This is a genomic window from Thermoflexus sp., from assembly GCF_025055495.1.
In the GTDB taxonomy this organism is placed as follows: Bacteria; Chloroflexota; Anaerolineae; order Thermoflexales; family Thermoflexaceae; genus Thermoflexus.
Window position 1 is genome coordinate 1 of record NZ_JANWXB010000337.1, and the last position, 10,396, is coordinate 10,396.

Here is a 10,396-nt window from a genome sequence, read left to right on the forward strand (position 1 = left end):
GGGACGCCTGGAGGAGGCCGTGGCCGCCCTGGCCGAGGCCCAGCGTCGCCACTATGAGGAGTTCGCCGCCCACCGCCAGGAGTTCCTCGCTTACCGCGAGGAGACCGAGCGCCGCTTCGCCGAGCTGGCGGAGGCCCAACGCCGCACCGAGGAGCGAGTGGGACGCCTGGAAGAGGCCGTGGCCGCCCTGGCCGAGGCCCAGCGCCGCCACTACGAGGAGTTCGCCGCCTACCGCCAGGAGACGGACCGCCGCTTTGCCGAGCTGGCCGATACGCTTCGTCGCCTGCTGCTCCGCGTGGAAGACCACGCCCGCGATCTGAGCAAGCTCAAGCAGCTCCACACCGAGTTCCGCCTCCGCCAGCGGCCCAGCGCCTTCTTCCGGCGCCTGCTCCGACGCGCCGCTGAAGTGTCCGATGAGCGTAGGACAGCCCTGCTGGAGGACGCTGCTGCCGCTGGTCGCATCCAGGAAGAGGAGGCTGAAGACGCCATCCAGCTGGACTTGCTGGTAGAGGGCTTCCACCGGCGGGAAGACCGCAAGATCTACCTGGCCGTGGAGATCTCCTGGCTGGGGAGCACCGAGGACGTCGAGCGGGCGACGCGGCGGGCGGCGATCTTCGCCCGCGCCCTCGAGGCGGAGGTGTGGCCAGTGGTGGCCGCAGAAGACTTAACCCCCGCTGCCCGAGCGGTGGCCCGCCAGGCCGGCGCATGGTGGGTGCACGAGGAGTGGGCCTTCCGCCCTGAAGAGATCCCGCCCTCCTCTTCCTGAAGAGACCCTTCGGCATGCGAACTGAGCGATGCCGCGGAAATCAACGCTTGCGCCCCATAGATGCCGGGCGCATACGATCGCTGAGTTGCGACGCAGATCACATCGAACACTTCCTTCGAGCGCTGGCAGCGGGCACTGAGATTCGCGCGATCGCCTGGCGAGGCGAACAGATGCCGATGATGCTCTATACACCCTTTGGAGTATGCGGGTTCATTAGCGCGTTCCGATCGCCGGACTTCGCAGCCGATACTTTGCGCATCGCGCTCGAGCGCCTTACCAATCCAGCGCGAGACCAGAGCGAGGAAAGCCTATCTGGACGCATCCAGGAGATTGCTTGGTGGAAGGTGGATCCACCTGTCCTGCAACCCCGAATCCAGTTGGAACGGCGGAGCCGGTCGGCTGTTCCGGCGACCTTGTGATCATCCTCTTCAAGAACAGCACGTGCACGGTTGTCGCCGTCGCGGATGCTCCGACAGATGGCTTTCTTCCCAGAAACCACTGAGCGCAAAGGGAATCGTACCCCAGAACACCTCTACCCCCGATTCAGCTGCCAGCCACAGCTCCCATCATCACGAGCGGTTTCAGAAGCTTACTGGACGCGATCGCCTTGGTGACCACTGGAACCGCCTTTGTCCTGACCGCGCTCGGGCGGCTGATGGGTCACGAGCCCTTTAGCCGCTTCTGGAGACAGCCCCGCCGAATGCTCGCGCGGGCTGGGCTGCTGTGGATCCTCGCCCTCCTCGGATTGGTCCTCGAGGCTTCGTTCCTCAACCTGCTCGGGTTTTCGCCTCTGACTCTGTCGGACGTGCTAGCCGGGGGGCTGGGGCTCAGCCTGCTGCTGCTGATCGCGCCCTTAGATGACATTCGGGCGAAGAGCCGAACTCCTGTGTCGGCCGCCTGCCCCGGACGCCGTCCCCGCCTCCGCAACTGGCGCTGAGCGCGTATACGCCTATCGCCGGGTGGAGCGCGAGAGGGCATCGCGGGGGATCCGGTTCTGCCAGTCGAAATAGCGCACACGGTTTGGATCGTTCCGCTGCCTCTGAAGCCAGTCTTCAAAGGCCTGCTGCTGGCGAGCCTGCAGATAGTAAGGAGCCAGCTCGCGATCCCCACGGCCCGCTACCCAGGCGATGTGATACCCCAACGACGAGGTGATCACGGAAGTCGTGGACAGAACGGGTGTGGCGAAAACGATCTTCTCCAGCTCCGTCCCATACAACGAGCCCAGCCCCCCTACCGGCGTCCAGCCCAGATTCAGGGCGGTGGCGCTGACCACCTTGCCCGCCTGCACTTCCTCGAAAACCTTCTCGAAGCCCTCGGCCTGGACCCGACGATAGAGCTCGCTCGCCAGGTCCAGCGTCTCTGCGGTGATCAGGCGAACATCCACCTGCTCCTCATGGGTGGGCACCTCTCGGGCGAACGCTTCCCGCAATTGCTGTTCCATTAACTCCGCCTCGATCATGGCCCGATAATCCGCTTCGGTGAATCCAAGCTCCCCTTCCCACCGTTTGAGCTGGGCCGCATACAGGGCCCGGAAACTGGCTTCCGACATCGGCGTGGGCGTTGGGAAGGGGGTCGGCTGAGGGGTCCCGGGACCTGGCGTGATGGTCGGCGTGGGTGATCCAACCGGGGTCGGCGTCTCTCGAATGAAGCCGAAGCGCCGCTCGATTTCCCGATCGATGACCGCCGATGAAACCCGGATCCCCCGCCGCTCCGCTTCTGCTCGGATCAATCGCTCATCGATCATCTGCTGAAGGACCGCCCGACCCAGGAGAACGGGATCGTCCAGCTGCAGGCTGATCTGATTGATCTGTTGCCGATAAAAGGCAGCGATAGAGGATTGAGTGGGATCATTCAGGTCGAGAGCCGCGATCTCCTGCTCCATGATGGCCACCTGCCGCCGCAGCGAATCCTCCACAAACCGGAACCGCTTCTGGAACTCCCGGGTTCGGATCGGCTGGCCGTCCACGGAAGCGACCGGCTGATCCGGCCAGATCATTCGCTCATAGATGAACCCGACGGCCAGGATCAGGATCGTCAACGCGACCACCCCTGCCGTTGCCAGCAGGATCCAGCGCTGGATCCGGGCTTCTCGTTCCGCCCGGGAGAGGGCCTTGCGGTTGATACTGGTCGATTTATGAGCCATGCCTGGATCATCTCCCAAATCCGGTTTCGGATGACCTCCCGGTGGTGGAGGCATGCCGAAGCCCCCGATCCCCGGAAAATTCCTCAACGGGAACGGGGCCGTTGACTTTTTCCTTGTGGGTTTTCAGGCTGAGCAGGACGCCTTCGGCCCTCAGCCCAACCCGAAATCAACAGGTAGTGTTTCACTACCGACGGAGGAGGGATATCGCGTCCATGGGCCCTTCCCCCCGCATCCCTCCTTCCTGCAGCCCTCTCGGGGCTTCTCGACCCCCTCGGGGCGGCGATCAACCGGTCAAATCGTATTCCCAGAATAAACAGACGGGGCGCATATCTTGCGCCCCGTCTCCATGAGTGCTTTGTCCATTTCAGATGGGGGGGGCTTTCGGGAACGATGCGAAGGGCCCTCCATCTCCCACACCGCCCCCGAAAGATTTTTTAGGGGAGAGCAGCCCTCGCCTTCCGGATGGGCTTCGGTTCCCCCAATCTCCCGTTCCGAACGGAACCAAGGAATGAGAAGGCCTTCCCCTTTTCCCCTTGGGGATCGAGAAACGATCCAGCTGGGAAGGCTCAGACGCCCCCCCAGCCGTACTTGCGCACGTGCTCGGCCGTGAAGGGGAGGAGCCCCAGATGACGCGCCCGCTTGATGGCCACGGAGAGGCGCCGCTGGTGCTTCGCACAAGTGCCGGTCTGACGACGCGGCTTGATGCGCGCCCGCTCGTTCACAAACCGGCGCAACAGATCCACGTTCTTATAGTCGATCGTCACGCGCTCCACACAGAAGTAGCACAGACGGGGCGGCTGCACATAACGGCGCACCGGAGCCGCCTTCGCAGGGGCGGCCTGAGACGCCACGGCCGGAATCGCTCCCTCCGCAGCAGCCTCTACGGCTTCCGACGCTGGAGTTTCGATCTCATTCCTCTCTTCCACCAAGGCAAACCTCCTCATTAGATATTCGGGATTGTGCTGTTCGCCTCCCCGTGGAGGCTTTGGGGACGAATCCCCGGGAGAGCCCGGATAGCATATGATAGTTTGGGAGGGGACAAGGCCGCTAAGGGCGGCCTTGTCCCCTCCAACAATCCCCAGGCTTCACTTCGTCAGAAGGGAAACTCCTCGGTGGCCTCTTCTTCGGCTGCCTCTTCCTCTTCGCCGAAGGCCGGGATCGCTGCACGACCTTCGCCCAGGAGGATCATCTCATTCGCCACCAGCTCGGTCCGATAATGTCGGCGTCCTTCGGCGTCTTCCCAGCCTCGGGTCTGCAGCCGACCTTCCACGTAGACATACATCCCCTTCCGGAGGCGCTGTTTGCAGACCTCTGCCAATCCACCCCAGGCGACGACGTTAAACCACTCCGTCTCCTCCCGTCGATCCCCATTGCTGGCGATCCAGGTCCGTGTGGTGGCCACCGGGAACGTCGTCACCGGGCGACCGTTCGGAGTGAAGCGCATCTCCGGATCCCGTCCGACCTGCCCGATGATCATGACCTTGTTCAGCCCACGCATCGCCGGACTCCACCCTCTGTATTCCCACGCGTGCTCAATCTTCATCCAAGCGAACCAGGAGATGGCGGAGGACCTCCTCCGTGATCCGCAGGACGCGCTCCAGAGGAGCTATGGCCTGGGCCGGCATCTCCGCCCGTACCAGAACATACTGGCCTTCCATCTTCCTTCGGATCGGATAGCAGAAACGACGGCGGCCCCAGGGGATCACCTCCTGAATCTGCCCGCCGCTTGAGGCGATAACGGTTTTAATGCGCTCGATGATCTGACTTTGCTGCTCGGGAGTCAACTCCGGATCCAGGACGACCATTAACTCATAGGGTCGAATGCGCGGCACCGATTGAACCAGCACGAGAATGTCCTCCTTCCCACGGGATTGCCCCCGCTCGAGGCAGGAGCGGAAAGGCGCAAAGCAGGAAGTATCCTACCATAGATCCAGGGATTGTGCAATGAAGTCTTAACCTTCAAGGGGATCCGATTCGCCAACGGCAATTATAAGACGCATCCCCTGCGGATCAGCGGCTAAGGGTTCGCGGGCCTTCGGCCCAGCCCCTGCGCAATCTCTTAGGAAGCCGAGGCTTGCCCCTCCCTACGCGGCAAAGCGGCATGGGGAGGAAGGTTCCGAAAAAGCGAGAAGGCGAAGCCGCCTGCCCTGCCACCCCAACCCCCAGTTCGAAACCGGGCAAGCTCTGATTCGCTTGGGGAGCTGGAAAGGCGGCCCTTAGAAGCCTCTCCGGAGAGGCCCTCCGGGACCAGCCGGGCAGAGCTATCCAAAGGCCTGTTCCAGCAAGTTTCCCAACCCGTAGCCCGACAGGGCCCCTCCAGCGAGGAAGGGCAGCCCCGCATGGCTTTTTCCCTTTGCCAGAAACCGGCGGACCAAAACTGCATAGCCCAACAGAATCCCGATGAGCGTCCCCACAGCTGGCCACGGCGTAGGATGTATCCGAAGGGCGGAAAAGGTTAATATCGCGGGTAGAACCGCATCCCCAAATCCCAGCATTAAGGTGGGGCTCCCCGATCTGGAGGGCGGGAAATGCAGCGGGATGAGGAACATCAGCGGTATGCGCTCCCGGATCGCCCACTCCGCCAGCCGTTGCATGTGCCCGGAGACATAAACAGCCAGCGCATCGTAAAGCATCATCACAGACAACAGCGCCGCCGTTGCCATAGGGGTCCAGAGGTGACCCAGATAAGCGGCCGCCGCACTGCAGACCAGCAAGCCCATCAGCGTCAATGCCACCCACCCCGGCCGATGGTGCCACCAGAGCACCAGGCCGAAGGCAAGCCCCGCCAAGAGCGGAAGGATCCAGGTAGGGGGTGGCCCCATCAGCGAGACCAGCAGAAGGCGGAGAGAGAAAAACAGGATGAACCCCAGCATGCCAAGCACGAGGGCCTTCAGGATCCTCTGAGAACCTCGGAGCCTTACCAGAAGAAAGGCCAGAAGCAAGCCGAGAGCGATCCATCCCAGGGCCGTCGGAATCGTGGAGATCATCTGTTCGCCCACTGGACGGGCTGCAAGCTCCTCGGAGAGCTGACGAGCGATGGTCAGGGAAGGATCGGTCCGAAGGGATGGATCTCCGGAGGGCAGGCCGGATGCCAGGAAACCGAGCCAGTGGACGGCCAGGAGGAGGGCCATGCCGCCGCCCAGGGCGGCCGGGCCCGCCGGGTCGGATGGAGGGGGCGAGACTTCCGGAGCGGGCGTGGGCGAAGACGGGGAGGGCAGTTCCACACGGGTCACCCGCAGGCGCAATCCCTGAACCGCCAGCACCCGAACCCGCTCCCCGGCGGCGATCCGCCCCTCGGCCGCCCGCGCCGTCCAGGTTTCTCCCTGAACCCAGACGGTCCCCTCCGGATCCAGGTCCGTCTGAGCAAGCCCCTCCGCCCCGATCAGACGCTCCGGAGTCTGGAGCGGGGGACGATGTCCAAGCTCTCGCACCAGGAAAGCCAGACCGAACGAAGCGGCGGCCGCCGTCAGGGTGGTCCCAATCAGGATCACCGGAGCGATCTGTTGTCCCGTGCCTGGAGGAAGTAGGAACATCCCGCCCAGCCCCAGGGCCAGGGCTCCCGATAGGCCGAGATATCCGCCGCTCTGGAAATAGAGCTCCGACAGGAACAGGAGGGCACCCAGCAGAATCAACAGGAGCCCCGCGGCGCTGATCGGCAAGCGCAGAAGGCCGATCAGGGCGAGGCCCAGCATCAATACGGCCAGGCCTTCCCCAAGCCCGGTCCCCGGGATGCTCCAGGCGGCGACAGCCGCCAGGATCCCGCCTACCAGCAGAAGATACGCCACGTTCGGGTCCGCCAGCCAGGCCCACAACTGCTGTAACAGATCCATCGAGAGATCTCCTGATTCAGGTCCCGCGCAGGACAATAGCTACTTTCAAGGCATACTCCAGCCCTGCTTCTCGTCCATCCTGCGACCATATCAGCCAATCGTCGATTTCCTCATCCATGGAATTTGGCGGGGTCACCCAAGGCGGTCCCGCTTGTCCTCAATAAGGAAAGCGCTGCGTCCTTCCCCTCTTCTCATTTGGCCCGGATGGCCTCGGGAGGGGAGAAGGAGGGCCTACCCCGTATGAGCCCTGAGAGCCCGCCCTTATCAGGCCCAATCGATGTTGGTCCCTTGCGAGAGGGTTTTCATCCTTCCTCCCCACGGTCCAGAGAGGCGTCGTCCCTAATTTGAGCATACTTGAAGAAACTTAGGAGAGCCAGGCCCTCATTGCTTTGTCCATATTTTCATTTGGGGGTTTTCGGGGGCGGTGTGGGGGGCCTTTGGCCCCCGCACCGCCCCTGAAAGATGATTTCTCCCCCCCTCCCCATAGCTCTCTGGGCCGTGGGGAGGGGGGAGGGGCCATCGCCTTCCGGACGGGCTTCGGTTCCTCAAATCCCCAGTTGATAACTGGACAAAGCACTCTGGAGGTAGGGGCACCGGGCACGGTAACCCTCCCTTTTGGGGGTGGACGAGGTCACCTTCGGTAGCCCTGCCCACCCAAACATCCCTATGAAATCGAAGACACGATTGTCGGGGACTGCCAGCATTGGGCGGATGCCACTGCTTGAGAAAAGGCAACACGCCCCAATCTGCCTGTCCCCCAAGGCCAGCGCCTCTTGCCAAGATGGGCAGAGATTGCTATAACTATTAACGTAGAACCGCGTTGAGGGGAGGGAACCGGCTCTCAACGCAGTGCGTTCCAGCGATGGCCCCGCTGCATCTACAGCATCTATCCTGCAGGCTAAAAGGAGGAGGTCCTATGAACCGTTCGCATGCCTGGTGGTGGCTCTCGCTGGTCGCTCTGGTGGGCTTAGTGCTCTCTGCCTGCGCCCCGGCGGCCACGCCAACCCCGCAGGTGATTGAGAAAGAGCGGGTGGTAGAGAAAGTGGTGACCCCGACCCCGGTGCCCCGGAAGGTGCTGCGGCTGAACCTGGGCCCGGGCGATGTGCCCACCCTCGACCCCTCGCTGGCCACTGATACCTCTTCGATCCAGATCATTGAGCTGGCCTTCGTCGGACTGACCCGTCAGAATGAGGAGACCGCCGCCGTTGAGCCCGGGATGGCCGAGAAGTGGGAGGTCTCGCCGGATGGGAAGGTGTGGACCTTCTACCTGCGCAAGGGCATCCCGTGGGTGCGCTGGAATGGCCAGGAGGTGGAGCAGGTCAAGGATGAGAAGGGCAACGTTCGCTATGTGACCGCCCAAGACTTCTGGTATGGTGCCATCCGCACCCTGGATCCCAAGACCGGTGGCGAATATGCCTACGTGCCGGCTTTCTTCATCGAGGGCGCTGCGGAGTTCAACGAGGGGACCATCACGGATCCGGCCCAGGTCGGCATTAAGGTGATTGATGACTATACCATCCAGTTCACCCTGAAGGAGCCGGTGGGCTTCTTCGCCAACGTCGCCGGCCTGTGGATGCTGCGAGCGCAACCTCGGTGGCTGATCGAGGAGAAGGGCGACCGCTGGACGGAGACCGGCGCCTACCACTCCTACGGCCCCTATGTGATGAAGGAGTGGGTGCACGACAGCTATATCACCATGGTGGCCAATCCCTTCTGGCCCGACAACATCCCCAGCGTGCCCAAGCCGAAGATCGAAGAGATTGTCTTCCGCATGCTGGATGAGTCCCCGGCTTTCGCTGAGTATGAGGCAGGGAACCTTGATGTAGCCGGCGTGCCGCTGGCGGAGATCGACCGGGTGAAAGCGGACCCCACGCTCTCGAAGGAGCTCAACATCGCGCCAGTGCTATGCACCTACTACTATGGTTTCAACGTCACCAAGCCGCCCTTCGATGATGTTCGCATGCGCCTGGCCTTCTCCCTGGCGGTCGACCGCAAGGCCATCGTGGAGAACGTGACCAAGGGCGGGCAGGAGCCAGCCCAGTGGTTCTCCCGGCCCGGTCTGCAGGCGGCGCCCACCCTTCAGACGCACCCGGACCTCGGCGTGAAATATGATCCCGAGCGGGCTAAGCAGCTCTTCCAGGAGGTCCTCAACGAGAAGTATGGCGGCGATGTCAAGAACCTCCCGCCGATCACGCTGTGGGTCAACCAAGTCGAGGGCCATATCAAGATCGCCGAGGCGATCCAGCAGATGTGGAAGGAAGTGTTGGGTGTGGAGGTCGGCCTTCAGACCCAGGAGTGGAAGGTCTATCTGGAGACCCTCAACACCGACCCACCGCAGATCTGGCGCCTGGGCTGGTGCCAGGATTACCCCCACGCCAGCAACTTCCTGAAGGATGTGTTCTACTCTACGTCTGATAACAACCACACCAAGTGGGGGAATCCGGAGTTCGACGCCCTGGTCGACCAGGCCATGCGGGAGACCGATGAGGCCAAGGCTCGCGAGCTCTACGCCAAGGCCGAGGAGATCCTGGTGGCCAAGGACGCGGCGATTATCCCGATTTACTGGTATACCCGCGTTGCGGTCACCAAACCGTATGTCAAGCGGACCTTCTCGGTCCTGGGCGGCCTGGAGCACATCGAGAAGTGGGATATCCAACGGTAATGCGGATGGCCCAGTTCGAGGAGGGCGGCCTCTCGGCCGCCCTCCTTATTTATTTTAGGAGTTACACCATTTACTTCCCCGTGAAGTCTTTTGGGTGCTAAGGCCACTTCACCCTATCCGATCAACTCTTGACAGGGGGATTTAGAGGATGGTCTTGCCCCCCTTCCTCGCCACGCCTATAGGGTGGAGGCCCGCTGAGAATCCTAAAGAGCTCTGAAATTCTGTGGGGCCGAGAGAGGTCGTTGAGGCTGTTCTCCCGATCCCGACAACTCTATCAGATCGAGTTGTCAAAAACCCAGAATGGGGATATAAAACAGAAGAAACTGGATTTCCATCGAACCGGCTTCTTCTCCTCTTTTTCAAGCACATCGGACAGGAATCGGATCCCGGAATAAGGAGTAGAGGAGGATGATCCGCTATATCGTGCGGCGGATGTTGTGGAACCTTCTGGTGCTGTGGGTGATCACCGTGATCACCTTCGGTCTCATGCACGCGGTCCCCGGGGGTCCTTTCGATCGGGAGAAACCCCTGCCCCCCGAGATCAAGGCCAATATTGAGGCCAAGTATCATCTGGATAAACCGGTGGTGGTCCAGTATCTTTACTATATGCGGGACCTCTTGGTTCCCCGTTACTTGCCGAAATTGCCGACCTCCTTGCAGGAAGACGCATTGATCCGATGGAAGATCGGCCCAGGCTATTTCCTCTGGATCAACCTTGGGCCTTCTTATTCCTCCCGTAGCCGTTCGGTCAATGACATCATCCGGCAGAACCTGCCGGTCTCCTTTGAGCTGGGGGTTTATGCCCTGCTGGTGGCCGTCGGCATTGGGATCCCCCTAGGCATCCTGGCTGCCCTCAACCAGAACACCTTCCTGGATTACTTTGGGATGAGCCTGGCAATCTTCGGGGTCTCCGTGCCGGTCATTGTCCTCGGGCCTATCCTGGTCTCCATCTTTGGAGTCTGGTTAAAATGGTTGCCGCCCACCGGATGGGGGAC

Annotated in this window: 9 protein-coding genes; 4 read left to right on the forward strand and 5 right to left on the reverse strand. The window is 62.0% G+C overall.

Annotation, left to right across the window (positions count from 1 at the left end; genetic code table 11):
* Together NZM16_RS10775 and NZM16_RS10780 are read left to right on the forward strand one after the other, a co-directional pair.
* A partial coding sequence (locus NZM16_RS10775) for a hypothetical protein (protein WP_295480334.1) occupies nucleotides 1-766 on the forward strand: 766 nt, incomplete at its 5' end.
* Nucleotides 767-1,466: 700 nt separating this feature from the next.
* Entirely contained in the window at nucleotides 1,467-1,703 is a 237-nt protein-coding gene (locus tag NZM16_RS10780; protein ID WP_295452271.1) for a hypothetical protein, read from the forward strand.
* Nucleotides 1,704-1,715: 12 nt separating this feature from the next.
* On the opposite strand, the gene NZM16_RS10785 is transcribed toward NZM16_RS10780, so the two are convergent.
* From NZM16_RS10785 to NZM16_RS10805, 5 genes are all read right to left on the reverse strand, one after another.
* Complete coding sequence (locus NZM16_RS10785) at nucleotides 1,716-2,909, reverse strand: SurA N-terminal domain-containing protein (RefSeq protein WP_295452268.1); 1,194 nt, start codon at nucleotides 2,907-2,909, stop codon at nucleotides 1,716-1,718.
* 566 nt (nucleotides 2,910-3,475) lie between these two features.
* Entirely contained in the window at nucleotides 3,476-3,835 is a 360-nt protein-coding gene (gene rpsR, locus NZM16_RS10790; protein WP_366946214.1) for a 30S ribosomal protein S18, read from the reverse strand.
* Between the two features lie 167 nt (nucleotides 3,836-4,002).
* Nucleotides 4,003-4,407: a single-stranded DNA-binding protein gene (locus NZM16_RS10795; protein WP_295452266.1), complete on the reverse strand. Its 405-nt coding sequence runs from the start codon at nucleotides 4,405-4,407 to the stop codon at nucleotides 4,003-4,005.
* A 34-nt stretch (nucleotides 4,408-4,441) separates the two neighbouring features.
* Nucleotides 4,442-4,756, reverse strand: coding sequence for a 30S ribosomal protein S6 (rpsF, locus tag NZM16_RS10800; protein WP_295452264.1), 315 nt, complete (start codon nucleotides 4,754-4,756; stop codon nucleotides 4,442-4,444).
* A gap of 414 nt (nucleotides 4,757-5,170) precedes the next feature.
* On the reverse strand, nucleotides 5,171-6,739 hold the full coding sequence (locus NZM16_RS10805) for a presenilin family intramembrane aspartyl protease (protein WP_295452262.1): 1,569 nt from the start codon (nucleotides 6,737-6,739) through the stop codon (nucleotides 5,171-5,173).
* Nucleotides 6,740-7,655: 916 nt separating this feature from the next.
* Here NZM16_RS10805 and NZM16_RS10810 point away from each other — a divergent pair.
* Complete coding sequence (locus NZM16_RS10810) at nucleotides 7,656-9,401, forward strand: ABC transporter substrate-binding protein (protein ID WP_295452260.1); 1,746 nt, start codon at nucleotides 7,656-7,658, stop codon at nucleotides 9,399-9,401.
* Between the two features lie 408 nt (nucleotides 9,402-9,809).
* Nucleotides 9,810-10,396 (forward strand): ABC transporter permease (locus tag NZM16_RS10815; protein ID WP_295480336.1); only part of this gene is annotated, 587 nt, incomplete at its 3' end.